The organism is Pelorhabdus sp. sgz311002, assembly GCF_056134285.1.
The window spans coordinates 758,908-783,243 of sequence record NZ_JBWBCL010000001.1; the positions used below are offsets into that span (position 1 = coordinate 758,908).

The 24,336-nt window shown below is 41.0% G+C and carries 24 protein-coding genes and 2 rRNA genes; all 26 read right to left on the bottom strand.

The window, feature by feature from the left end:
* Nucleotides 1–122: 122 nt before the first annotated feature.
* Nucleotides 123–317 carry a flagellar FlbD family protein gene (locus tag AC0NJP_RS03855; protein WP_474038692.1) on the bottom strand — a complete coding sequence of 65 codons (195 nt, stop codon included), beginning with the start codon at nt 315–317 and terminating at the stop codon, nt 123–125.
* Between the two features lie 60 nt (nt 318–377).
* A complete protein-coding gene (locus AC0NJP_RS03860) occupies nt 378–2,084 on the bottom strand; it encodes a flagellar hook protein FlgE (RefSeq protein ID WP_474698814.1) in 1,707 nt (568 codons plus the stop codon).
* A gap of 81 nt (nt 2,085–2,165) precedes the next feature.
* Nucleotides 2,166–2,558 (bottom strand): TIGR02530 family flagellar biosynthesis protein, encoded by a 393-nt coding sequence (locus AC0NJP_RS03865; RefSeq protein WP_474038694.1) that lies wholly within the window; start codon nt 2,556–2,558, stop codon nt 2,166–2,168.
* Between the two features lie 35 nt (nt 2,559–2,593).
* Entirely contained in the window at nt 2,594–3,037 is a 444-nt protein-coding gene (locus tag AC0NJP_RS03870; protein ID WP_474038695.1) for a flagellar hook capping FlgD N-terminal domain-containing protein, read from the bottom strand.
* A 10-nt stretch (nt 3,038–3,047) separates the two neighbouring features.
* On the bottom strand, nt 3,048–4,790 hold the full coding sequence (locus AC0NJP_RS03875) for a flagellar hook-length control protein FliK (RefSeq protein ID WP_474698815.1): 1,743 nt from the start codon (nt 4,788–4,790) through the stop codon (nt 3,048–3,050).
* Between the two features lie 25 nt (nt 4,791–4,815).
* On the bottom strand, nt 4,816–5,538 hold the full coding sequence (locus AC0NJP_RS03880; protein WP_474698816.1) for a MotE family protein: 723 nt from the start codon (nt 5,536–5,538) through the stop codon (nt 4,816–4,818).
* Between the two features lie 57 nt (nt 5,539–5,595).
* Nucleotides 5,596–6,204 (bottom strand): lytic transglycosylase domain-containing protein, encoded by a 609-nt coding sequence (locus tag AC0NJP_RS03885; RefSeq protein ID WP_474698817.1) that lies wholly within the window; start codon nt 6,202–6,204, stop codon nt 5,596–5,598.
* An 18-nt stretch (nt 6,205–6,222) separates the two neighbouring features.
* Nucleotides 6,223–6,666 carry a flagellar export protein FliJ gene (fliJ, locus tag AC0NJP_RS03890; protein ID WP_474698818.1) on the bottom strand — a complete coding sequence of 148 codons (444 nt, stop codon included), beginning with the start codon at nt 6,664–6,666 and terminating at the stop codon, nt 6,223–6,225.
* A gap of 18 nt (nt 6,667–6,684) precedes the next feature.
* Nucleotides 6,685–7,998 (bottom strand): flagellar protein export ATPase FliI, encoded by a 1,314-nt coding sequence (gene fliI, locus AC0NJP_RS03895; RefSeq protein WP_474038700.1) that lies wholly within the window; start codon nt 7,996–7,998, stop codon nt 6,685–6,687.
* Entirely contained in the window at nt 7,995–8,774 is a 780-nt protein-coding gene (locus tag AC0NJP_RS03900; protein WP_474698819.1) for a FliH/SctL family protein, read from the bottom strand. The genes fliI and AC0NJP_RS03900 overlap by 4 nt, the downstream gene beginning before the upstream one ends.
* The gene (fliG, locus tag AC0NJP_RS03905) at nt 8,767–9,777 is read right to left on the bottom strand and encodes a flagellar motor switch protein FliG (RefSeq protein WP_474038702.1); all 1,011 of its coding nucleotides are present in this window, start codon (nt 9,775–9,777) and stop codon (nt 8,767–8,769) included. Before fliG ends, AC0NJP_RS03900 begins: the two co-directional genes overlap by 8 nt.
* Before the next feature lie 25 nt (nt 9,778–9,802).
* Nucleotides 9,803–11,347, bottom strand: a complete 1,545-nt coding sequence (gene fliF, locus AC0NJP_RS03910) for a flagellar basal-body MS-ring/collar protein FliF (protein ID WP_474038703.1) — start codon at nt 11,345–11,347, stop codon at nt 9,803–9,805.
* A 29-nt stretch (nt 11,348–11,376) separates the two neighbouring features.
* Nucleotides 11,377–11,685, bottom strand: a complete 309-nt coding sequence (gene fliE, locus AC0NJP_RS03915; protein ID WP_474038704.1) for a flagellar hook-basal body complex protein FliE — start codon at nt 11,683–11,685, stop codon at nt 11,377–11,379.
* Between the two features lie 12 nt (nt 11,686–11,697).
* Nucleotides 11,698–12,141 carry a flagellar basal body rod protein FlgC gene (gene flgC / locus AC0NJP_RS03920; protein WP_474038705.1) on the bottom strand — a complete coding sequence of 148 codons (444 nt, stop codon included), beginning with the start codon at nt 12,139–12,141 and terminating at the stop codon, nt 11,698–11,700.
* 6 nt (nt 12,142–12,147) lie between these two features.
* Nucleotides 12,148–12,558, bottom strand: a complete 411-nt coding sequence (gene flgB / locus AC0NJP_RS03925; RefSeq protein ID WP_474698820.1) for a flagellar basal body rod protein FlgB — start codon at nt 12,556–12,558, stop codon at nt 12,148–12,150.
* A gap of 307 nt (nt 12,559–12,865) precedes the next feature.
* The gene (gene codY / locus AC0NJP_RS03930) at nt 12,866–13,642 is read right to left on the bottom strand and encodes a GTP-sensing pleiotropic transcriptional regulator CodY (RefSeq protein WP_474038755.1); all 777 of its coding nucleotides are present in this window, start codon (nt 13,640–13,642) and stop codon (nt 12,866–12,868) included.
* A gap of 46 nt (nt 13,643–13,688) precedes the next feature.
* The gene (gene hslU, locus AC0NJP_RS03935) at nt 13,689–15,080 is read right to left on the bottom strand and encodes an ATP-dependent protease ATPase subunit HslU (RefSeq protein WP_474698821.1); all 1,392 of its coding nucleotides are present in this window, start codon (nt 15,078–15,080) and stop codon (nt 13,689–13,691) included.
* A 7-nt stretch (nt 15,081–15,087) separates the two neighbouring features.
* Nucleotides 15,088–15,624, bottom strand: coding sequence for an ATP-dependent protease subunit HslV (hslV, locus tag AC0NJP_RS03940; protein WP_474038708.1), 537 nt, complete (start codon nt 15,622–15,624; stop codon nt 15,088–15,090).
* Between the two features lie 228 nt (nt 15,625–15,852).
* The gene (gene trmFO / locus AC0NJP_RS03945; RefSeq protein ID WP_474698822.1) at nt 15,853–17,148 is read right to left on the bottom strand and encodes an FADH(2)-oxidizing methylenetetrahydrofolate--tRNA-(uracil(54)-C(5))-methyltransferase TrmFO; all 1,296 of its coding nucleotides are present in this window, start codon (nt 17,146–17,148) and stop codon (nt 15,853–15,855) included.
* On the bottom strand, nt 17,141–19,363 hold the full coding sequence (topA, locus tag AC0NJP_RS03950) for a type I DNA topoisomerase (RefSeq protein ID WP_474698823.1): 2,223 nt from the start codon (nt 19,361–19,363) through the stop codon (nt 17,141–17,143). Before topA ends, trmFO begins: the two co-directional genes overlap by 8 nt.
* Nucleotides 19,360–20,439, bottom strand: coding sequence for a DNA-processing protein DprA (dprA, locus tag AC0NJP_RS03955; protein ID WP_474698824.1), 1,080 nt, complete (start codon nt 20,437–20,439; stop codon nt 19,360–19,362). The genes topA and dprA overlap by 4 nt, the downstream gene beginning before the upstream one ends.
* A gap of 115 nt (nt 20,440–20,554) precedes the next feature.
* Nucleotides 20,555–22,183, bottom strand: coding sequence for a 2-amino-4-hydroxy-6-hydroxymethyldihydropteridine diphosphokinase (gene folK, locus AC0NJP_RS03960; protein ID WP_474698825.1), 1,629 nt, complete (start codon nt 22,181–22,183; stop codon nt 20,555–20,557).
* Nucleotides 22,180–22,557, bottom strand: a complete 378-nt coding sequence (folB, locus tag AC0NJP_RS03965) for a dihydroneopterin aldolase (protein ID WP_474038713.1) — start codon at nt 22,555–22,557, stop codon at nt 22,180–22,182. The genes folK and folB overlap by 4 nt, the downstream gene beginning before the upstream one ends.
* A 1-nt stretch (nt 22,558) precedes the next feature.
* Nucleotides 22,559–23,752, bottom strand: a complete 1,194-nt coding sequence (gene folP / locus AC0NJP_RS03970; RefSeq protein ID WP_474698826.1) for a dihydropteroate synthase — start codon at nt 23,750–23,752, stop codon at nt 22,559–22,561.
* Nucleotides 23,753–23,878: 126 nt separating this feature from the next.
* Nucleotides 23,879–23,995: ribosomal RNA gene (rrf, locus tag AC0NJP_RS03975) — 5S ribosomal RNA — on the bottom strand.
* Nucleotides 23,996–24,247: 252 nt separating this feature from the next.
* Nucleotides 24,248–24,336 (bottom strand): 23S ribosomal RNA (locus AC0NJP_RS03980); the annotation flags it as partial.

Consider the following 24,336-nt stretch of genomic DNA (forward strand, 5'->3'; position numbering starts at 1 on the left):
TCCTTCAGAAATCGACAAAATTCCGACTTAAGTATGTTATTTATAAAACCAAATACTGAAAAACATGTAATTTTAAACAAAATTCCTTTAAAAATCACCACAATCATTGTAACCTATATGCCCTACCGTAAATTTCTAAATATGGCACGCCGATAATCCATGACCTTGCGAACCACTTCATCCATTCTTTCTTCCACAATAAACTTTTTTCCATTTGTCAAAGTAACAACCGTATCAGGCGTTTCCTCAACAGTCTCAATGAGCTCCGCATTCATAATAAATTCACGCTCACCATTTATTTTTGATAACTTGATCATCTTACTTCCTCCTTAGATAGCGGGAGGAAATCCCCCCGCTATGTCATCGCTCACTTTCTATTATCGTTTCAAACTATTTAATTCTTGTAACATTTCATCACTTGTCGTAATAACCTTAGAGTTTGCCTGATAACCCCGTTCCGTAATAATCATATTAGTAAACTCCGTGGCCAAGTCGACATTAGACATTTCTAAGCTACCGCCAGTAATAGCCCCTAGCCCACCGGTTTTCGCCGCCCCAATCTGAGGTGTCCCAGAGTTATTAGACACCTGATAATTAGAGTCGCCGACTTTCAGTAAACCTTCCGGATTCGCAAAACCAGCTAAGGCTACTTGTGCTAAGTTTCGTCGCTCGCCATTGCTATAGGTCCCCACAATCGTACCAGTTTTATCAAGTGAAGTAGATTGCAGTGTTCCGGCAGGATAACCGTCAGGTGTCTCAAATAGAGTTGAGTCGCCCATACCGCCATATTGTGTCAAACCACTTAGATTTCGAGTGAGGCTTAATTGACTTGTTGCATTTGTAAATGTTGCTTGAAAAGGTAAATTACCGCCAGTACCAGCCGTAACCGCCGCATTGGCATCGGTTATAGTTTGCTTTACATTAGTACTTTCCGTTCCTGGCATATAAAACCCACCGGTTGTCGGTGCATTGCTGGTAAAGCCAGTTACATTTAAAGTAAAGGTTCCACCCATAGACAAGGACGGCACAGTGGTAGTTCCGGTACTATCATAAAATGTATATGCCCCAGGAGGCCCAGCAACATACTTAACTATCCCAGATACGGACGTGCCTGAACCACTGGCATCGCTAAGTGTATAAGACCATTTATTCGATTGTGTCGCATCAGCAGTAAACGTAAGTTTATAAGTATGGGGTTGTCCACCTTCAATAGAAACAAAGGTTTGTGAATTGCTAGCTCCCAGTGTCGAGTCTAAAGTTAATGATGTGAAAGTAGCAGTATCAGTAGGCAATGTCAATCCCGTTGAAGTATCTGGAATTGAAATATAGTTAGGATTACTCCCCGAAGCATCAAAAGTAAGCACTTGCCAAGCATTTTTAGGGGTTGATGTAGTTGAATCTTTAACTGAAGTATACGTCAGCCAGGTAGAAGTTGGAGTGGCTCCCGACGTCATATCAACCTTATAATAATTTGTATTTACTGCATGCTGTGTTCCTACAGAGTCAGTTGCCGTAGCAGAACCTGGATAACTGTAACCAATTGCAGAATCACCTTTTAAATTTTTCGTCACCTTTATTTCCGTCGAAGCCTTGGAAGCCATCGTAGTACCAAGCTGAACTTGAATTGGCTGCATCGATGCGCCAGGCGTAATAGCTCCTGTAGCATCAGCCATCCAGCCCATTAATTTCAGGCCTCCTGATGAAACATAAGTTCCTTGTGCATCCTGAGTGAAACTGCCTACCCGCGTATAGACCTTATCATTGCCGTTTTGTAAAATAAAGAAGCCATTCCCCGATAAAGCCATATCCGTCTGTTTACCTGTAGATTGCAAGTTGCCATCTTTAAAATTCGTACCAATACTAGCAACTGTCATACCAAGTCCAACCTGCATCGGATTTGTCCCGCCAAGATTGCCCGCTGGAGCAGATGCACCTTGCACAGTCTGACTTAAAATATCCTGGAAATTTGTTGTATTGCCTTTATAGGCAATTGTATTAACATTAGCAACATTATTGCCAATGACATCAATACCTGTTTGCATATTTAACAAACCGGAAACAGCTGAATACATAGAACGTCCCATAAACATAACCTCCAATTTAATTTTTGGTATAAGCTGCTTCAATCATTCAGCAGCTAAATGAGCCTCCATATTAGGTCCAGCTCAAGTGAGAAGAACAGCACTATCAATATTAGTAAACACATTGTCTTTCATGCTCTGGCCATCCATGGCGGTAATGACGGTTCGATTTTTCACACTGACTACAAAAGCCAGGTTATTTAGAACCATTAGCGACTCCTTCGCTCCTTTTTTTTCAGCCTTTTCCACAGCACTGCTGAGTTTTTGCAAATCCTCTGTACTCAGTTCAATATTACGGCTCTGTAGTCGTTCCATGGCATGCTGGGAAAATTTCACACCTGAAATTTTTTCATTAAGAATTTTGCTAAAATCCTGATTAGAGCTTGAAGCACTAGTACTTTGCGTCTTTACCGGAACAGCAGCTGGCGTAAGCGGAAAAACAGGTTGATTTGCATAAAAAATACGAGAATCCGCCACAACTGATCCACCCTTTCCTAGTCAGATTGCTTCACTTATGTTGTTGTATTGCTTTGTGTCGAATTTGTTTGTGTTGTCTGATTTACAACAGCGGAAACATCACTTAGCCCCACCGTGTAATCACCAACAATCAGCTTGGGTTGATTATTGACAACCTTCACTGCACTAACCTGACCATAAAGTAACTGTCCCGATGAGGCATCTGTCCAACTTACAACTTTTCCAATCATCGTCGTAGCTTGTGTCATCTGGGCTGTTGCATTCAAGTTCTGCATCTGTTCTAAGCTAGAAAATTGCGCTAACTGCGCAATCATTTGCGTATCATCTTGCGGCTTAGTAGGATCTTGATTTTGCATTTGTGTAATCAAAAGCTTTAAAAAGTCATCTTTTCCTAATGCAGAATTAGACGTTGTTGTACTACTGTTTGTATTCGTAGTTGGAGTTGTGTCAGTCGTTGTGCCTGTCGCTGAAACTGCCATACGATCCCTCCTAAATTAAATAATCGACACCATCTGCTTCAGTGACAACTGGTTTTGTCACCGCCTCTACAGTTTCTTCAAAGTTATCCTTATTTCCTTTGTAGGAAAATTTGGGTTTTTGCTGTTGCTGCGTAGGCCGTTCTTGATTAGACATAAATTGATTCAAACTAGTGTATACTCCCACATTGTCCACTTTCAGCCCGGAACTTGTCAATTCCTGTTTTAATTGTGGCAACGACGATTCAATTACCGCTCTCACATCGCTGTTGCCAGAATGAAATGAAGCAGTAACTGCACCCTGTTCGACTGTAACTTTCAATGTCAACTCACCAAGATGTTCCGGTTTTAAACGGATGACCATTTCAGTATTTTGTGGACGATTTACTAGTTTAACCTGATCAATGATTTGCTGTACTACCTGAAAGTTATCTTGACTGCTTACAGGCTGATTGTTTGAAGAAGCCGCGCTACTTGCGCTTACTCCCTGCAAAGGAGTAGTACTTTTTTCGCTATGCAGCATCTGTGCAAAAGCAGACTGCGTCGTATCACCAAGCGACGTTACCTCAGTTTCTGCTACGCTATTCGCTTTTAGCTGTTCCTGACTCGTAAACGTCATTTGTTGCTCACCCTTATCAGAAAACTTCTGATTTTGCTCCCGCAGCTTGTTTTCAATTAATGCCGCAGACGCTTCTTGTGTTTGGCTAGGCTGGGAATCTTGTGGTACAACTTGTTCTTTAGGCAAAATTGGTGTCTGCTGATCAACTACAAGCTTACCTTGCGACTGTAAGGCTGTGAGCATTTCATTTTGCTTACCCGCTGATTTTTCTTCGGTTGGAGTTGCTTGTTGCAATTCTTTGTTACTTGTTATGCTGAGCTGCGATATATCAGGCTGCGGCACACTACCTTCATTTTGCATAAGAATGGTCCCTGGAGACAAAACGGCATTTTCTACAGTAACCTGCTTAGCCGATTCTTTTGTTAACAATCCACTGATTGTATCTGCCGCAACAGAAGTCTTTTGACCCATTTGAGCCTTTTCTGCTCCCAGTACAACTTTTTCCTGCTTTACAGACTCATTTGGCAAAGCCTGTCGTTCAGCCAGTCCGTTTATTTGTTCTAACGTAACGAACGCATTATCTAATGACTGTGTCTGCAAAGTCTGATCTTGTGATACAAGTTGCGCCTGCATTAATTGTTCAGGCTGTGTTTGCTGCGTAATAATCTGGCCAAAGTTTGCCGTAACTATAGGTCCAACTGAAGTTCCAGTTGAAATCTCACCAGCTGTTTGATTCGCCTTACCCTCTGCGGTTACTGCTTGTGATTGACTTTGTTGACCTTGTTGCGGTAAAACAGCCAACAACATGCTATAAAGATCGTTTACAGCAACGGTCTGTAACGTTTGGGTGTCTTGTCCTTTTGTATCCTCAAGTTGACCAATTTTGTCATCTACTACTAGTTTCGACGGTTTTGAACTATTATCTTGATTATCTTGACCGGTAGAAGTTACATTTTTTCCTATTTGTTGTTTGTCTAAAGACAAAGAATCGGCTCCCGCTGTTGACTCCGTATTGCTTCCAGGTTGATTTACTCCATTGAGGGAATTATTGAGAGAATTTGCTGCAACAGTTGCAGAAGATGCTAATGCGGAAGCAAAACTTTTACTTTTCACAGCAACAGTCGGAACACTTTTAGATGAACTTTTAACCGCAGTGGGAACGCTAGCTATAAGATTTACTACATTTTCAGTTTGCATTATTTCACCTCCTTTCTAAGATATTTTATTGAACTGTCGGCACCGCCAGCATAGCTTGACTAATTTGAGCGGCTCGAGCAGGTTCAAACTGTGCCAAAATTTTACCAGCTTGTTCTTCTTCCATTTTATTTAAAACAGCAACAACCGTAGGATTATCAAGCTGCGATAAAATGGGAACTGCTTCATCAGGCTTCATATTGCCATAAAGGCGCGCTAGTTTTGAAATTTTCTTAGCTTCTTCCTGTTGTCGCTGCTTTGCCAATTTTGCCAGATTCTGATCAGTGGCCACACCAGGTGCTGTCGGTTGTGTACCGGGCGCTACCTGTCCAGGCATCTGGGACGCAGCAGGATTAACCGCCGGTACCGGATTCGGCTGCATAGGCGAACCAGTTAAGGCATTGCCTGGCGACGGCTCGACAGGACTCTGCGGCGTTAAATCAACAGCATCGAAATTTGTTTTTGGTTTTTGAAAGAAACGACCAATAAATGGTTTATCCTGTAAATTCAAATCTTCTGCTGTTTTTTGAACATCAAACAGTTTTAAATAAATTCCTATAGCAAAGCCAACTGCTAATAAAAGAAGCAACAAAAAAATAACAAAGAGAATCAAAAAAATCCGGCGTTTTTTCTTCGGTGGCGCTCCTTCTATTTCTTCTCCTCCGGCCATCGTATTAGCCTTTTTATCAGTTTTGCCTGTTGGCTTCGCTGTATTTTTAGCTGTATTTTTAGCGTTATTTTTTTCAGCCATTCCATTGCCTGCCTTCCGAACGACATTCCTAACGCCCTCTAGGAATCAAGACGGTCATTAGAAGTTTTTATAGTAAGATAGCACATTTGACACATACGCCTGCGTTTCGGCATAAGGCGGAATTCCTTGATAGTCCTTTACAGCCTGCGGTCCAGCATTATAAGCTGCCACAGCTTGCGCTACGTTGCCGTGAAAAGTATCAAGCATCTGTTTTAAATAATGGACACCGCCATCAATATTTTCTCTAGGATCATTGATGTTTCGCACACCAAGCCCAGCTGCCGTATCAGGCATAAGTTGCATAACCCCAACAGCGCCTGTAGAAGATACAGCCTGTGGTGAATAACCAGACTCTGCCTTTGCTACCGCTTGCGCTAGCTTGGGATCAACACCATATTTTTGTGCCGCAGTATGAAGCATGCGAATAATATTATCAGCACCAGGATCATAAGAAGTTTCCTGGGTTTGATTAAGACTGTTATTTTTTATTGAAGAATAAATACTTGAAAAATCACTAGAAGGATTTAAGGACTGATTCGAAATGCTATTTTGTCTTTCCATTGCGCCAGTTATAGCTGGTAAAGCATTTTTACTCACAACGCCAAAACGCTGTTCAATGGAAGAAATTCGCTGCAAGACTTGCTGCACTCCCAAGAAATTACTCAAAGTAAATTCCTCCTTCTTTTAAAAATCTCTTCCATAGCGCTGCGTACCAAGCTCGTCAAGAAAATTTTGTTCTTGCTGTAAAAGCTCACGGTAATGCTGCTGTCGTTTCTTTTCTTTCAACCGCTCTACCACTTTTCTCTGTTTCATGGCTTCTTGAAAAACAAAGAGACTTTCTAAATGACTCTTTTCTGCGGCAATAACGACTTCTTTTTGATTATCCAGTTGTAGCGTAAGTTGCTTAAAATAAGCAGAGTAAAGAATAAAATCAGCAATCGTTTTGTTTTGGCTCAGCGCATTTTGCCACTCTTGGCGATGCGCTTCTATTCTATCGGCTAGAAGCGATAAATCTTCTTGGGCTTGTCGCAAATTTTCAATGGCCTGCGTAAGTCGAAGCTGAGCCTGCTCTTCGCGTCGTCGACGCACTTTAAGTAAAGTTTCCAGTCGAAAACGAAATCGCTGCATATTTTACCCCTCTCAAACTCAAGAAACAACTTGCTCCAAAATACTGATTGTTTGTTCCATGGTTGTTTCATCATAAACTTCTTGCTGCAAAAATTTTTTCACAGCACTAATATGCTCCATGGCCGTATCAATTTCTTCATTACTGCCTTTCACATAAGCGCCAATATTAATTAAATCTTCCGCTTCCCGATATGTCGCTAAAATAGAACGTAGCTTTTGAGCAGCATCCCAGTGAGGGCGCTCGACAATTTCTAACATGACACGACTGACGCTCGCCAAAACATCAATCGCAGGATAATGATTTTTTGCAGCTAAAGCTCTTGATAAAACAATATGGCCGTCTAGAATACTACGGACACTATCAGCAATCGGTTCATTCATATCATCACCATCAACAAGGACTGTATAAATTCCCGTAATGGAACCAATAGAACCAGTACCAGAACGTTCTAACAGCTTAGGAAGCATGGCAAAAACAGATGGAGTGTAGCCTCGTGTCGCGGGTGGCTCGCCAATCGTCAATCCAACCTCTCGCTGTCCCATAGCAAAACGAGTGACAGAATCCATCATTAACATGACATTCTTGCCTTGATCACGAAAGTATTCAGCGATAGCCGTTGCTGTCATTGCCCCTTTCACCCTGAGTAAAGCAGGCTGATCAGATGTTGCCACAACTACAACAGAACGCTTTAGGCCAGCTTCCCCCAAATCGCGTTCAATAAATTCACGAACTTCACGCCCACGTTCGCCAATCAAAGCAATTACATTAATATCAGCTTCTGTATTTCTTGCAATCATACCAAGAAGCGTACTCTTACCAACACCACTACCCGCCATAATACCGACACGCTGTCCTCGACCTAGAGTAATCAAAGAATCTATTGCTTTTACGCCAACAGACATCGTTTTGTCAATTCTTTTGCGCGTAAGAGGCGAAGGCGGCATCGCGTGAATTGGGTAGAATTTTTCCGGTTCCAACGGGCCCTTGTCATCCATTGGCCGTCCTAATCCATCAACAACTCGTCCTAATAGAGCCTCACCAACACCAATACTCAGCGTTTGGTTGGCCGCCAACACCTCACAACCAGGTCCAATTCCCTGCATTTCTCCTATAGGCATTAACAGAACTCGATTTTGGCGAAACCCTACAACTTCAGCTGGAATCGAAAAAGATTGATCTCGCGACGTAATATAGCAAAGTTCACCTAAATTTACAGCAGGGCCTTGCGACTCAATCACAAGACCAATAATCTGCGTAATTTTTCCAGTCAACCGCATCGTTTGAGCCTGTTCTATTTTTTGCAAATAGGCCTGTGCAGAAAAAATTGTCATGGCATCACTTCCAGCAAAGACTTTTTAATTTCCTCAAACTGTGTATCAATACGTGCGTCAACCGTTCCACTTGTCGTGTCAATTAAACAATTACCGACACTCACCGAATCATCAGACTGTACCAAAATGGGCTGCTCCCTGCCTACCATAGTCTGTAAATCATGTCGCGCCTGCATGACAAGTTCGAAATCATAAGAATTTACTCGCACGATTACTTCCTGTTGATCTCTAACTTTCTCTAATGCAGCGCGAACAATCGGAAGTACCATTACAGGGTTTTCTTCAGTCTCTCTAGCGAGAATTTTCTGGGTAATCGCCAAAACAAGCTGAAGAATGTCTCCTTCTGCTTCCAGAATCATTTTTTTTGCATCTTGCTGAGCCATAACTAAAACGTCCGAAGCTTTTAGAGCGCTTTGACTGATCTCAGCTTGAAGTTCTTCGCGAATTTTTGTTTCAGCCACTTTAATTCCTTCGTTATAACCCAACTCATAACCAGCTTGATATCCCGTTTCTTTTCCTTCGTTATGGCCAAGCGCACGAGCTTCTTCCTTGATTTTCTCTCCTTCTGATAGAGCGTTAGCAACGATCTCATCAGCCTGCGCTTTAGCCTGGGTAATCTGCTTCTCACATTCCCGTTGCGTTTTTACCAAAAGCGATTCAATTTCTTCTTTCTCGTTTGGCAAATCCTCTGCTTCCGTGCAGCACAGCTCCGGATCACAAACAGCAATTACCACAGGTTGATCGCGTAATGAAATGGATTTGAAAATCTTATGCAATGATTTCGTCTCCTTTGCCCCGTGAAACAATAATTTCACCGGATTCTTCAAGACGTCTAATTACATTTACAATTTTCTGCTGCGATTCTTCTACATCACGAATACGAACAGGTCCCATATATTCAATTTCTTCTCGTAACATTTCTGATGCACGCTTCGACATGTTCTTATAGATTTTCTCCGCCACTTCACTGGACGAAGCTTTCAATGCCAAGCCCAGATCCTTCGATTCAATTTCTCTAAGTACAAGTTGCAGTGAACGATCGTCCAAAAGAACAATATCTTCGAATACGAACATCCGTTTTTTGATTTCTTCAGCAAGTTCTGGATTTTGGATCTCCAAGTTTTCAATGATAGTTCTTTCTGTCGTCCGATCTACACGGTTTAATACTTCAACAATGGAATCAACACCACCGGCTGCTGTAAAGTCTTGCGTAACAAGTGAAGATAACTTTCTTTCCAAAATTCTCTCCACATCCTTTATAACATCTGGGGACGTACGATCCATGGTAGCAATACGTTTTGCTACATCAACCTGTCTGTCCGCCGGCAAAGCCGAAATAATCGCTGCGGACTGTTCCGGCTGTAAGTAAGCCATAATTAAAGCAATCGTTTGCGGATGCTCATTTTGAATAAAATTTAATAACTGAGAAGGATCTGTCTTTCGCGCAAAATCGAAAGGTCGAATTTGCAGACTTGCTGTTAATCGACTAATAATAGAAACTGCTTTTTCTGACCCCAATGCTTTTTCAAGAATTTCCCTGGCATAATCCAGACCGCCAGCTGACAAATATTCTTTTGCTAAACACATTTGATGAAATTCGTCTAATACTCTATCTTTTACCTCTTGAGGAATCTTTCGCTGATTGGCAATTTCTAACGTCAGTTTTTCAATTTCTTCTTCCCGAAAATGTTTAAAAATCTGGGCAGAAATATCCGGTCCTAGCGAAATAAGAAGAATAGCCGCCTTTTGTTTACCTGACAACTCATTCGATTCGTACATATCCTTACCTCCCCTATGGCGCGCCTTATTCCTCAGATACCCACGTTTTTAATAATTGCGCAACATCTTCCGGGTTAGACTGAGCAAATTTCTCAATAGATTCACGTACATTGTTGCGTTCAATTTCTTCTGGCGTAAGCTCTTCTGTTTCCTCTTCTTCTAAAAGCTCATCTACAGGCGTGGGAGCCATAGCCATAAGTTCTAGATCTTTTTCGCTTTGCTTCTTCCTTGCATACATGCGAGCCCCTACGACAAGAGCAATCAGCAAGAGTACTGCTAAACCAATTTTTGTATAAAGAGACATTTTCTGCTCTTGTTCCAAATCGGCTTCTTCTTTCTTTTTCTTATCAGCTAGTTCCGTGCTAAAAGGAACTGTTTCCACTGAAATCGTATCGCCTCTAGTTGGATTCAACCCTGTTGCCGAAGCTACTGTTCGCATGATCACATCTTGCTGTACATTAGTAATACTGCCGTCAACTAAAACGGCCACAGTTAAGCGACGAATCGAACCAGGCGATGCTACTGTTTTTTCTTTCGTTTCATTAATCTCGTAATTTTTTACAGATTCTTTTTTCTCATAATTGGATTGATTATTATTATTTGCTACATAGCCAGGAATATTGGTTGTCGTCCCAGGAACTCCACCGGGAGCATTAGAAGTTCCCCGATAGTTTTCACTGACATCCTGAGAACTGCGAATAATTCCTTTATCATCAACGACAGGTTCAAAGGTATTTCGATCCACTACCCGCTGATCAAAATTCAATTCCACATTAATTCGAGCGGCAACTTTCCCTTCGCCCAAAACTTGTTCTAACATACTTTGCAAGTTTTTCTGCAAATCATCCTGAACTTTCTTGGTCATTTCCAGTTGCGTTAAACTAATAGCGCCATTTTTGCCAGCTTCCTGCGATGAAGGATCATTCAAGACATGAGCATTATCATCAACAATCGTAATATTCTCCGGTTTCAAACCTTGCACACTATGTGCCACTAAATTTACAATGCCATTAATCTGGCCAGGATTCAACTGCGCCGAAGGACGTAGTTTAATCATGATCGATGCTGTAGCTGGTTTTTCATTTTTCTTATACAGACTATCCTCCGGCATTACAATATGGACCCTAGCCTTCTCTACTTCAGTCATTTGCTCAATTGTCTTGGTTAATTCACCTTGAATGGCTTGCAAATAATACACTTTATTTTGAAACTCTGTCGTACCAAACTTATTCTGATCAAAAATCTCAAACCCCTTATTGCCGCGCGGCAACCCCTGAGCGGCTAAGTCCAGACGAATTTTATAAACATCTTTCGACGATACCATAATCGCTGTACCATTGTTACCTATTTCATAGGGAATTTTTGCTTCTTTCAACTTTGCTGCCACTTCACCTGCATCTTTGGCATCAAGACCAGTAAACAAAGGTACACTATCAGGGCGACCCCCCCACCAAAAACTCCATGCAAGGATACCTACAAAAAGTAAAACTGCAGATCCTAAAATAATGTACTTTTCTTTTTTACCGATGTTTTGCCACAGGCGCAGAGACTGCTCTTTCCAGTCAGCCATCGTCTCCACCCTTTCAAATCAGAAAAATATTAGACCTGCATTCGCATGATTTCTTGGTAAGCGTCAATCACTTTGTTGCGAACTGTCATCGTGAGTTGCAAAGAGATGGAAGCTTTTTCTGCCGCAATAACTGCTTCAGAAACATCTTGAATTTTTCCAGCGGCAAGATCTGCCGAAGCCTTACTAGAGTTAAGCTGTAACTGATTGACTTCTCCTAGCGCATTTGAAAAGAGTTGTCCAAACGTTACGCCGCCAGAACGAGCACTACTACTCGCTCGCTTGGTTGGTTCGAACCCGACTTCACTAAGCGATAATGGCTGAATGCCATCAATGGCCATTTATCTTTCCTCCTATTTGCCAATCTCCAGCGCCTTTTGCGCCATAGATTTAGCAGCGTTAATTGTTGTAACATTGGCCTCATAAGCCCGACTTGCTGTAATCATATCTACCATTTCTGTTACAACATTTACATTGGGCATTTCTACATACCCATTCCGATTTGCATCTGGATGAGTAGGATCGTAGACTAATCGCAAAGGCGACTGATCTTTCGTAATGCCAACAACCTTTACGCCAGCATTTTCACCAGACTGGCCAAGCTTTCCTGTTAAAATATCAGAAAAAGAATCGCCTGAAGATCTTGGTTCAAATACCAATAATTGACGCCGATAAGGTCCGCCTTCAGCTGTACGCGTCGTATTCACATTGGCAATATTGTTAGATATAACATCCATACGCAACCGTTCAGCCGTCAAGCCGGAAGCCGCAGAGTCAATGGCGCCAAACATTCCCATCTATGGTCACTTCCCTTCTTTAATGGCCGAGATTAAAGTAGAATACTTTTTACTGAGTTGTTGTGCTACTGAATTATAATAAATGCTATTTTTGGCAAGGCCAGCCATTTCTTTATCAATATCGACATTATTTCCATCTAAACGCATTGATGTATCCTTATCGACAACAACAGCTGGGTCGGTAGACACTTCCCGCGTCCCCGACAAATGAGCGCCATGAGTTCTTACCAAAGATAACAGTTTTGGGCCCCCTATCGCTTGTTGAAGTTTATCTTCAAATATTACTTCACTGCGTTTAAAGCCCGGCGTATTTACATTGACAATGTTGTTACTAATCACTTTTTGCCGCAAGGCAGAAGCCGATAAGGCTTTTTCCAACAGTCCAGCAGAAGAAGTTGATAACATAGAATCAAGCACAGTAAACCTCCCAAATACCATTTTGACAATACTTTACGATAGGCTACAATTCTACATAAATTTCATAAATTCCTCTTAATTTTTTAAAACTCTTTGTAAAATCCAATAATCAGGACTTTTTGTTTAGAAAAAATACAAACAGCAACGTGCTTAAAATCAAATTCTTAAAAACCCCTTAAAAACATCTTAAAATATCTAATGACAAATAAGGAGGACTGTCTCGTCAAGAAGAAATTCACTTGCAATCTCTTCGTGAGACAGTCCCCTAAAATTCTTATAAATTAACGTTTCTTTGTTAAAGGAATCATTATTTTCTTAGTTTCTTCAATTCATCAAGTAACAGTTCATTAAGAACTTTAATATATGTACCTTTCATTCCTAGTGATTTTGATTCAATAACACCAGCGCTTTCAAATTTGCGTAAGGCATTAACAATAACAGAACGAGTAATCCCCACACGATCAGCAATTTTACTTGCTACAAGCAATCCTTCATCACCTTCTAATTCGTTAAGAATGTGAAGAACAGCTTCGAGTTCTGAATAAGAGAGTGTGCCGATAGCTACTTGTACTGTTGCTTTCTTGCGAGCTTCATCGGCAATTTTATCGCTTAAATCTCGTAAAATAGCCATACCGACAACGGTTGCACCATATTCAGCCAAAATTAAATCATCATCAGTAAATTCCTCATCAAACTTAGCAACAATCAAAGTACCAATCCGATCGCCACCGCCATAAATAGGCACAATGGTCGTTAATTTACCATGAAAGAAACATTCGGTATTCTCGCTAAAAGCACAAAGACCACTATCAATGCGAATATTGGGCGAAGTTTCCGAAACACGTAGCAACCAGTCAACATATCTTTCAGGAAAGAGACCATCATCAAGTACTTTTTCTTTCATTACGCCACATTCAAAATTATCAAGTAAGGCGTAACCAAGTACATCGCCTTTTTTACTTACGATATACACGTTTGAATTCATTACGTTTGACAATACAGAAGACATTTCATTGTAATGAACTTTTTCCGACTTTTGTAAAAGCTTATTAATTTTCCGAGTACGTTCCAACAAAGTTAACATCATGTAATTCCTACCTTTCGTTTCATAAAATAAGTAACTTAACCATCTATAAAATAAATTGAGTTAAATCTTGATTTTCAATAATATGTGACAACTTTGATTGCACATAAGCACGATCAATTACAATCGTCTGCTTTTCTAATTCAGGCGCTTCAAACGCTAGGTCTTCTAATAATTTCTCCATAATTGTATGAAGTCGTCTAGCGCCGATATTTTCAGTCTGACTGTTTACAGCACAGGCAATTTCTGCTAACTCATCAATTGCCTCAGGCGCAAATTCAATCGTAATATCTTCCACACCTAATAAGCTAGTATATTGAGTAATTAAAGCATTGGCCGGTTCCGTAAGAATCTGGCAAAAGTCTTCTTTCGTCAAATTCGTTAATTCTACACGAATAGGAAAACGCCCTTGAAGTTCTGGTATTAGATCAGAAGGTTTAGAAATATGAAAAGCACCGGCAGCAATAAATAGAATGTGATCGGTCTGCAATGCTCCATATTTTGTCATAACAGTCGATCCTTCTACTATTGGAAGAATGTCACGTTGTACGCCTTCTCGCGACACATCCGGTCCTGATGATTGGCCCCGACCGGCAATTTTATCAATTTCATCTAGGAAGATGATCCCTGACGTTTCAGCTAACTCAATAGCACCAGAAATAACTTCATCCATATCAATTAACTTCTGTGCCTCTTCTTGGGTAAAAATCTTTCTGGCATTCGCCACAGTCACTTTGCGCTTCTTCTGTTTTTTCGGCATCAGGCTTCCCAACATGTCTTGAAGATTCATACCCATTTCTTCCGCGCCTGTTCCAGCAAACATTCCCATCATGGGCTGACTCGTGTCTTCCACGACAATTTCAACAAGATTTTCTTCTAGTTCACCTTGCTCTAGCTTTTTGCGCCAAGTTTCTCGCTCCTGATTTACATCAGGCTTTTCTGATACCATCTCAGGCTCTTGCTGAGTAGTAGAAGAAAAGAGCATCTCAAAAGGATTTTTAGTTTTTTCCTTAGCAGGAACAGGGCTAAATAAATCTAGAATTCTCTCATTGGCTAAAGCCTGGGCTTTATCATTGACTTCAGCAATTTTACTTTGTTTAATCATGCGGATAGCAGTTTCCACCAAATCTCGTACCATTGATTCTACATCTCTACCCACATAACCAACTTCGGTAAACTTAGTTGCTTCTACTTTTACAAAAGGAGCATTGACAAGTTTCGCCAATCGCCTAGCAATCTCTGTCTTACCAACGCCAGTTGGCCCGATCATTAAAATATTTTTAGGAATAATTTCATCTTTTATCGCCTTAGCTAGCTGTCTGCTGCGCCAACGATTTCGAAGAGCAATGGCAACTGATTTTTTGGCTGCCTGTTGACCTACAATATACTTATCGAGCTGAGCTACAATCTGTTTTGGTGTCAATTCTGTCAATGCCATTCCTCCTTTATCCTTCTAATTCCTCTACTGTAATATGATGATTTGTAAACACACAAATATCAGCAGCGATTGTAATTGCCTTCTGAGCAATTTCTGCTGCGCTTAAATCCGTATTATCAACTAACGCTCTTGCTGCCGCTAACGCATAGGAACCGCCAGATCCGATTGCAGTAACTCCGTCATCTGGCTCAATCACTTCGCCATTTCCGGAAATCAATAGCAGATGATTTTGATCAGCTACAATTAAAAGTGCCTCTAAACGGCGCAAAACTCGATCTGTACGCCAATCTTTAGCTAATTCTACAGCAGCGCGCATCATATTTCCATTAAATTCTTCCAATTTAACTTCAAACTTTTGAAACAGCGTAAAAGCATCGGCGACAGATCCAGCAAAACCAGCTAAAATTTTTCCATGGTAAAGTCGACGGACTTTTTTAGCATGATGCTTCATAACGGTATTGCCGCCGAAGGTAACCTGGCCATCACCAGCTAATGCTGTTTTTCCTTTTTGCCTAACTGCAACAATTGTCGTCGCGTGAAACATGAGCATACCTCCAGTGGAAAAAACAAAACTTAAAAACACATTAGGCGTAACAGTAGCAAAAGCAAGTCCGATTGGCCTTGCTTGCTGTAACGCACCATAAGCAATCTTTTAATTCTGCAGCTTCCTACAAATAAACAGACTTAATAATATCGCTTATTTAATATTTAATTCATATTAGCATAAGTATGTAAATATTGCAATGTTGTTGTCGCATTTTTCTACACAAATTTAACAATTTACCGGTAAACATGCCAGCGCCCGTTCAGCAATCCGCTCATTTTTTACTCGTTTATCGCGAATTCTTTCTTCTAGCGGTGGTAAAAGACCGAAATTTATATTCATTGGCTGAAAATTCTTCGCAGGTGCTGTCGTAATATAATCCGCTAGAGCCCCGTGGGCTGTTTGGGCGGGAAAGGTAATCAGTTCTTTATCTAAGATAAGACGGCTTGCATTGATACCAGCAATTAAACCGCTCGCAGCTGACTCGACATAGCCTTCTACCCCAGTCATTTGGCCAGCAAAAAAAAGATCCTTTCTGGCTTTAAGTTGCATCGTCGGCAACAGTAAATTAGGGGAATGAATATAGGTATTACGATGCATCACACCATAGCGAACAAATTCCGCTTTTTGCAGACCTGGAATCAAAGAAAATACTCGACTTTGTTCAGGCCATTTCAAATGGGTTTGAAAACCTACTATATTATATAGAGTTCCTTCTTTATTATCTTGGCGTAATTGAACAACAGCATAGGGCTTCGTTCCCGTTCTAGGGTCGACAAGACCTACCGGCTTTAAGGGACCAAAGCGCAACGTATCAATACCACGCCCTGCCATAACTTCTACTGGCATACAACCTTCGAAGAAAATCGCCTTCTCAAATTCTTTAACAGGTGTCGTTTCTGCTGTTGTCAGAGCCTGCCAAAAAACTTCATATTCTTCTTTAGTCATCGGGCAGTTTAAATAATCATCGTCACCCTTATCATAACGAGAAGCGCTAAAAACAATATCCCGATTTAAAGATTCTTTTGTGACTATTGGCGCGGCAGCATCGTAAAAATAAAAATATTCTTCGCCTGTTAATGTTTTAATTGCGTCACTTAAAGCTTCTGAGGTCAAAGGACCACTAGCAATAATAACAGGACCTTCTGCCGGAATCGTAACAGCTTCTTCATAAGTAACCGTAATATTAGGATGATTTACAAGTCGCTCAGTAACTTTTTTGCTAAAAGACTCGCGATCAACAGCCAAAGCACCGCCAGCAGGAACTTTTGTAGCATCGGCCGTTTGTATAATTAAGGAGTTTAAGCGGCGCATTTCCTCTTTTAAAAGACCTACAGCATTTGATAATCCAGCAGCGCGAAGTGAATTACTGCAAACAAGTTCGGCAAAATAGTTAGTATGGTGAGCCGGCGTCGATTTGTTCGGACGCATTTCTATTAGATTGACCGAAATTCCTCGTTCAGCCGCCTGCCAGGCAGCTTCGCTCCCTGCGAGTCCTGCGCCAATAATTGTTAATTTAGACACTCTTTTTCCTCCGCTTTTCTCCTAATTCCTTCGTCGTACTTACTTTTTCTTTTTTAGTCGATTTCTTCGTTGTTTTCTTTGTAGATTCTTTAGTTGCTGCTGAAACAGACTTCTTTGGCTTTTTCTTTTCTTGCTCTCTAGTTGTGCAGTCCTCATTAGAGCATTGTATAATAAACCCTTTTTTAAAGCGGCGTCGAACCATAATAGAACTACAAGTGGCACAGGTTTGCGCTAAAGGTTCATCCCAAGTCATAAAATCACATTCAGGGTAATTCTGGCACCCATAGAAAACCTTACCGCGCTTTGTTTTTCGTTCGACAATTTTCCCATTGCAACGCGGGCAATTGACCCCTGTTTCTTTTACAATAGCCTTGGTATTACGGCATTCTGGGAATCCAGGGCAAGCCAAAAATTTTCCAAAACGCCCTTGCTTCACAACCATAAGGCGACCACACTTTTCACAGGGTACATCTGAAACTTCAACGGGAAGCTCTACATGACCAATTTGCTCATCAGCATAAGAAAGCTTTTCAGCAAACGGCTGATAAAACTCATGAAGAAGCGCTGTTTTTTCAACTTGACGTTCCGCCACATCATCAAGCTGGTCTTCCATGCCTGCCGTAAATTCAACATCAACAATCGTATCAAAATACTGCTTCAAAAGATCGAGCACAACAAAACCCAACTCAGTTGGTTCAAATTTCTTTTCTGAACGCACTACATAGCCTCTGGCGATGATTGTCTCGATAATCGGTGCATACGTACTAGGACGGCCAATTCCTTTTTCTTCAAGAACCTTAACCAGCGAAGCCTCCGTATAACGCGGCGGCGGCTCAGTAAAATGCTGCTTCGGAAATACTTTATAAAATACCAGGGACTGCCCCACTGTAAGTTCAGGCAAAATAACATCTTTGTCACTCAAGGAACTTTTTTCTTTTTCCTCATCTTTACTTTCTTGATACACTGCCATATAGCCAGCAAATTTTAGTTGTGAGCCAGTAGCACGTAAACCATAAGTTCCAGCAGAAATCTCGACAGTAAGTGTATCAAAAACAGCGGCAGTCATCTGACTTGCCACAAAACGATCCCAAATCAATTTATATAAACGGTATTGATCCTTAGAAAGATACGAAAGAACCTGTACAGGCGATAAAACAACACTGGTCGGCCGAATTGCTTCGTGGGCATCTTGCGCATTATTTTTAGTTGCATACACAGGTGGTTTGGGTGGCAAATACGTTTCGTCATACTGGCTTAGCACAAATTCTCGCGTTTCCTGTTGCGCTGATTCAGCAATACGGGTTGAATCCGTACGCATATAGGTAATCAAGCCTACATGACCTGCTGAACCAATACTTAATCCTTCGTAAAGCTGCTGCGCAACCATCATCGTTTTGCGTGATGTGAAACCTAACTTTTTAGCCGCTTCTTGCTGTAGGCTACTTGTCGTAAAAGGCGGTGCTGGATTGCGGCGACGTTGACGACGTTTTAAATCTTTTACCAAATAGGCTTCGTGCTCAAGATCGCTAGCAATTTTTTGGGCTGACGCCTCATCAGGTAACACAGGCTTCTTTCCTGCAACTGAAACAAGCATTGCTTCAAATAAAGATCCTTTTGGCTGGTCACGAAGCTTTGTGTCAATAGTCCAATACTCTTCTGTTTCAAAGGCTTGAATTTCTTTTTCCCGATCGCAAATAATCCGTACAGCTACAGATTGTACTCGTCCCGCACTAAGACCTTTACGTATTTTTCGCCATAACAAGGGACTAAGCTGATAACCAACAATACGATCTAAGATGCGCCGCGCCTGCTGCGCATCAACCATAGCTAAATCAATTGGACGCGGCTCCTTAATCGCTTTTTGTACAGCTTGTTTTGTAATTTCATGAAATTCAATGCGGCAAGGCGATTCAGGTGAAATATTTAACAAGTACGCTAAGTGCCAAGCAATTGCTTCGCCTTCGCGATCAGGGTCAGTTGCCAGATAAACTTTATCGGCAGATTTTGCGGCCTCACGCAAAGCCTTAATAAGATCACCTTTACCACGAATATTAATATATTTTGCTGTAAAGTCCTGCTCCACATCAACGCCAAACTGACTTTTCGGTAAATCACGCAAATGGCCCATGGAAGCCCTTACTGTATAATTTCTTCCTAAGAATTTTTCAATTGTTTTTGCTTTTGCTGGTGATTCTACTACAACTAGTACCTTCACTCAATAACCTCCTTAGTAGAACGCACATAACCATGTCCGCTATGCTGTACTACTAATCCACGCAGTTCTAACTGCAATAATATATATGAAATATCTGATATATCTACACTCGTCTGTACAGCCATTGCCTCTAGCGATAAAGGCTCTTCATAATTAAGTAAGCTATAAACGGATTTCTCTTCTGGCGACAACGCACAGGAACGTGAAAGCGACCTCGCTTCAATATCTTCTTCTAAAATATCATCCATTTTTTGCACTAATTTAGCGCCTTGCTGTATTAAATGATTCGTTCCTTCGCTCATCTTCGAAAAAATACTACCAGGGATGGCATAAACATCCCGTCCTTCTTCTAAGGCTCGATCCGCAGTAATTAAAGATCCACTGCGGGTTCCTGCTTCCACCACAAGAACACCACGACTCATACCGCTGATGAGGCGATTTCTAGCTGGAAAATGTCCAGAAGAAGGTGATGTTCCCGGTAAATACTCGGAAACGACAGCACCGCACTCAGCTATTTCTAATAGGAGTTTTTTATTTTCTGGCGGATAGGCTATATCAACACCACAGCCTAATACAGCAATCGTATGTCCTCGTAATAAAGCGCCATGATGCGCCGCCGTATCAATCCCACGAGCAGCACCGCTAACCACCCAATAATCAGATTCCGCCAGAGCAGTACCAAAATATTGAGCGGCATTTCTGCCATAAGCAGTCGCCTTACGCGCACCCACAATAGCGAATAAACGATCATGCTCTGGTAAGACGCCACGATAAAACAGCAAGCAAGGTGATTCATATATATGGTTTAACAAACAAGGATATTCTTTATCATTTGGGGAACACAATCGGATGTTCTGCCGATCCCATTTTTCCTTTAATATTTCCACATTTAGCTGTTCCCGCATTACCAAAAGATTATTACATGTCCTTGAAGCCAGAATCTTAGACAAAAATAAATCGCCCCGCGGAGCCAGCCAGGCCTGTTGGGCGCTACCAAAATACTGAATTAAAGCATCAATTTTAGCCCGTCCAATACCACTAACATGCAGTAAAGCTGCAATATAATAATTTTCCATTCAACCCGCCTCTTTTTTTGCCAGAAAAATAGCAACTAAGAAATACGACATCAAAGTACAAATTACTAACATTTTGCAACTTAGCCATAATTATAACTGTCTTTTTTCCTAAAGGTCAAGTTATTTTAAAAAATTTGTTCATTTCTATACAGATTCTATCAACGATTTGTTTGACTGCCGCTATGTTTTTATCTGAATTTTTCACCGAACAATCGCTTTCAACCAAAGCTTTTCCCTGTAAAAAATACTGAATCTGCTTTTTGAGTTGAGGCAAAGAACGCGCAATTACAGCTATGTTTTTTCTTTCCAAAAAAACAGCATTCCCTGTCTCTTGTCCCGCAAGCGGTTTATAAATTATGATAGGCAGCTGTGCTGTCAAAGCTTCTGCCAAAGTAACTCCGCCTGCTTTCGTTATAATACAGTCCGCCGCCTGCATCAAATCAAAAACGTTTTCGACGTAGCCATGAATTTGCATAGTGTGTTTTACCGTAGTTACCAGTTTTTCTAGTTTTCGCCTCGTCTGTTGATTACGTCCTGTTACAACAATAAACTGAAAAGCATCTGGTATTTTATCTAATTCTTGCACAATTTCCGTTACAGGCAATAACCCATCGCCGCCGCCCATTAGTAAAATAACAGCCTCATTGCTTGAGGAAATTAATAGATTCAGTTCTTCACGGATCTTACGCTTCTTTTTATCTGGTACAAATTTAGGATTTACCGGAATTCCCGTCACTAAAACTTTATCTTTAATCACACCGGCTTCTATAAAAAATTGTAATGCTTCCTCCTGAGCAACAAAATATTGCGCTACATTTTGATAAAGCCACAACCGATGCACGACAAAGTCAGTTACTACCGCCCAAACAGGCGCATGCAATTTTTTCTCTTTGACCAGAAATGTAGCAATCCCTGTAGCCGTCGCATGGGTCGCTATAATTAAATCAGGTTTCCAGTTAAGAATTTTTTCCTCCATCATAGTTCCTAGAAGACGATTCAAAAAACTGCGCCCCAAAGTCGCGCCGTTACTTTTATGACCCCACTGATAAAAAAAACCATACACGGCGGGAAAAGAACGAAGAATTCTTAAATAAACTGCTTGAAACCAACGAACGCCTCGCTGCGGCAGAAATTGCAACACATCATAAAATTCTGTAATAATAGGAACTCTTTGAGTACTGCCTACAGCATCTAACTCTGCTTGAATTACACGAGCCGCCTGATTATGGCCTGAACCAATGGACAAGGAGAGAAAGAGTACACGAAATGGGATTGCTACCTTACGCACAAAATCCCGGTCAGTCAACTCCTCTACTAGTTGTTTAGCTGTTTTGCCCTCAAAAACAATTTCATCTTCAGCAATTTCTGCGAGTGGTTCTAAGACAAACCGTCTTTTGGTAAAAAGAGGATGAGGCAATACTAAAAATTCACTTTTTCTTACCTCTTGATGATAAAGAATCAAATCAATATCAACAACACGCGGCCCCCACTTTTTTACTCGGACTCGACCTAGCTGCGCTTCAATTTCTAAACAAATTTTTAATAATTCTTCCGGACTATGTTTTGTTTCTACGGCAAGAACAATATTTAAGAAATCAGGTTGATCGCGAAACCCTACAGGCTCTGTTTCATAAAAAGACGACATGTGACAAATTCGAATCTGTCTTTCAATTAAAAGATAACAAGCCTCCTTGAGATAGGAGGCGCGATTTCCCATATTAGAACCTAAGCTTAAATAAATCAATGCTTAGCTCTCCTTGTAATTTGAACTTCCATAGAATCAATCTGACCAGGCAAAGGAACCGCCGGCTTGCGAATGCGTACCGTGACAAACTGCAACGGCAGCGATGTAACACGCAAAATTTCATCGCCAATATGAGCCCCCAATGCTTCAAGCAGCTTAAAGCGATGATTTTCCATAATTTCTTTGACATGATCGTAGATTACAGTATAATCCACAGTATCTTCTAAAGAGTCCGTATTTCCCGCTGTTTGTAAATCAAGAAACATGTCAACATCTACATAAAACTTTTGACCCTGTTCCTGTTCATATTCATAAACACCATGAAAACCATAAAACATCATATCTTTTAAGGATATACGATCTAAATATTCCATATCAATCTCTCCTCAATAGTTGATTTGTCATCTGTGCTGTACGGACAATAGGCAATACATCATGAACGCGTACAATATGGACTCCTTTGAAAATCCCGGCAGCAACAGTAGCTGCTGTTCCCTCCACACGATCCTCAACAGATAGATCAAGCACTTCGCCGATAAAACGTTTGCGAGACGTTCCTAGCAAAATAGGGCAACCTAAACTCTTTAGTTCTTCCAGTCTGCGCATAACTTCTAAGTTTTGGTCCGTTGTTTTACCAAAACCAATACCTGGATCAAGAATAAACTGTGAAAAGTCAATTCCTGCTTTTATGCCAATATCAATACTTTTATAAAAAAACTCAACTAACGCTCCCATAATATCACCAGTATATATAGAATCTTCTTGGTTGTGCATGATAATAACTGGTTTTTTCGCAGCAGCTACAACAGATGCCATAGCTGCATCACCTTGTAGCCCCCAAATATCATTAGCAATATGAGCGCCAGCTTGTAATGCAGCCTCTGCAACCTTCGCTTTATATGTATCAATAGAAATAGGTACAGGACAAAGCGGAATCAGTTCTTCTAATACAGGTAAGAGACGTTTGATTTCGTCCTCGGCTGAAACTTGACTAAAGCCAGGCCGAGTTGATTCTGCCCCAATATCAATTAAGTTAGCGCCATGACGCACCATTTCCTGCATATGTGAAATAGCTGATTCTATATTATTGAATTTACCGCCATCAGAAAAAGAATCAGGTGTAAGATTTAAAATTCCCATGACTAAGGTTTTATAAGGTTCAATCTTAAGTTCCATCTCACCAAAATTATAATAACGCTCTACAGGCTCAGCTTCATTTTTTAAAGCAGACTCTATTGCCTTAGCAATAGTCGGTAGCCCCCAGGGTTGCAAACGAATCTGATCTAAGGCCAGATGATATTGCTTTAACGTGGCTGCAATTAGTACATCACTATGACTTTCACTCAAACCAGCGCAACCTTTATGAATAGAAACTTCGCCTCCTTTTGCTAAAAAAGTTTGCTTCAATAAATTCGCTTCTTTAGCAAGAATATGCTCTAATTTAATCGTCTTAAACAGACATTTTTCTCTCATAATTCGATTGCCTTGAAAATCACAGTTTGTTTTCAAAAGCTCGGTCTCAGCCTGAGCTTTCGAAGTAATCGTAATAACGCGCGCTTGATAGTTCATCTGCAGCCTCCTAAAAACCTTATAACAATTTTTAATTTTACCTAAATTATTAAACTTTTGCAAGTTTATGAAATTGTAAGTACAGAAAACAACAAAAAACCACTTCGTAAAGAAGTGGTTTTTTGAAATCAGCAACTATCTATCCTCCCAGGCCGTCGCCAGCCAAGTACTTTCGACGTATATGGGCTTAACTTCTGTGTTCGGGATGGGAACAGGTGGAACCCCATAGCTATCGTCACTGAATTTTGTCTGTCAATATGGCAGAATCTGCTTCGTTGCTCCTCGTTCGTTTGCTCGACGTACTTTGCAGTACGACTTCGCTACACTCGCTGTGGTGCGCCTCGCATTTTCTACGATCTTGCCAGCCATATGCTGTTATATATGCTTATCGCATATCTGAGAGGTGCTCTCTCAAAACTATACAGAAGAAGTTGAGTTGTTACTTGTTTAGTCAAGTTGTTGCTTGCATTTCAGTTGAAAGCTTGCTTTGTGTGTTAAGTCAAGCCCTCGGCCTATTAGTACCAGTCAGCTCCATCCATTACTGGACTTCCACACCTGGCCTATCAACCATGTCATCTACATGG

What these genes read in the sequence shown, in the direction of transcription:
- AC0NJP_RS03860 (WP_474698814.1), bottom strand. Translation starts at nt 2,084, where the DNA reads ATGGGACGTTCTATGTATTCAGCTGTTTCCGGTTTGTTAAATATGCAA.
- AC0NJP_RS03870 (WP_474038695.1), bottom strand. Translation starts at nt 3,037, where the DNA reads ATGGCAGTTTCAGCGACAGGCACAACGACTGACACAACTCCAACTACG.
- fliJ (WP_474698818.1), bottom strand. Translation starts at nt 6,666, where the DNA reads ATGCAGCGATTTCGTTTTCGACTGGAAACTTTACTTAAAGTGCGTCGA.
- flgC (WP_474038705.1), bottom strand. Translation starts at nt 12,141, where the DNA reads ATGGGAATGTTTGGCGCCATTGACTCTGCGGCTTCCGGCTTGACGGCT.
- folP (WP_474698826.1), bottom strand. Translation starts at nt 23,752, where the DNA reads ATGAACTATCAAGCGCGCGTTATTACGATTACTTCGAAAGCTCAGGCT.
- AC0NJP_RS03875 (WP_474698815.1), bottom strand. Translation starts at nt 4,790, where the DNA reads ATGCAAACTGAAAATGTAGTAAATCTTATAGCTAGCGTTCCCACTGCG.
- folB (WP_474038713.1), bottom strand. Translation starts at nt 22,557, where the DNA reads ATGGAATATTTAGATCGTATATCCTTAAAAGATATGATGTTTTATGGT.
- dprA (WP_474698824.1), bottom strand. Translation starts at nt 20,439, where the DNA reads ATGGAAAATTATTATATTGCAGCTTTACTGCATGTTAGTGGTATTGGA.
- AC0NJP_RS03855 (WP_474038692.1), bottom strand. Translation starts at nt 317, where the DNA reads ATGATCAAGTTATCAAAAATAAATGGTGAGCGTGAATTTATTATGAAT.
- hslU (WP_474698821.1), bottom strand. Translation starts at nt 15,080, where the DNA reads ATGGCATTGACAGAATTGACACCAAAACAGATTGTAGCTCAGCTCGAT.
- fliG (WP_474038702.1), bottom strand. Translation starts at nt 9,777, where the DNA reads ATGTACGAATCGAATGAGTTGTCAGGTAAACAAAAGGCGGCTATTCTT.
- AC0NJP_RS03880 (WP_474698816.1), bottom strand. Translation starts at nt 5,538, where the DNA reads ATGGCTGAAAAAAATAACGCTAAAAATACAGCTAAAAATACAGCGAAG.
- fliF (WP_474038703.1), bottom strand. Translation starts at nt 11,347, where the DNA reads ATGGCTGACTGGAAAGAGCAGTCTCTGCGCCTGTGGCAAAACATCGGT.
- codY (WP_474038755.1), bottom strand. Translation starts at nt 13,642, where the DNA reads ATGTTAACTTTGTTGGAACGTACTCGGAAAATTAATAAGCTTTTACAA.
- hslV (WP_474038708.1), bottom strand. Translation starts at nt 15,624, where the DNA reads ATGTTTCACGCGACGACAATTGTTGCAGTTAGGCAAAAAGGAAAAACA.
- fliI (WP_474038700.1), bottom strand. Translation starts at nt 7,998, where the DNA reads ATGACAATTTTTTCTGCACAGGCCTATTTGCAAAAAATAGAACAGGCT.
- fliE (WP_474038704.1), bottom strand. Translation starts at nt 11,685, where the DNA reads ATGGCCATTGATGGCATTCAGCCATTATCGCTTAGTGAAGTCGGGTTC.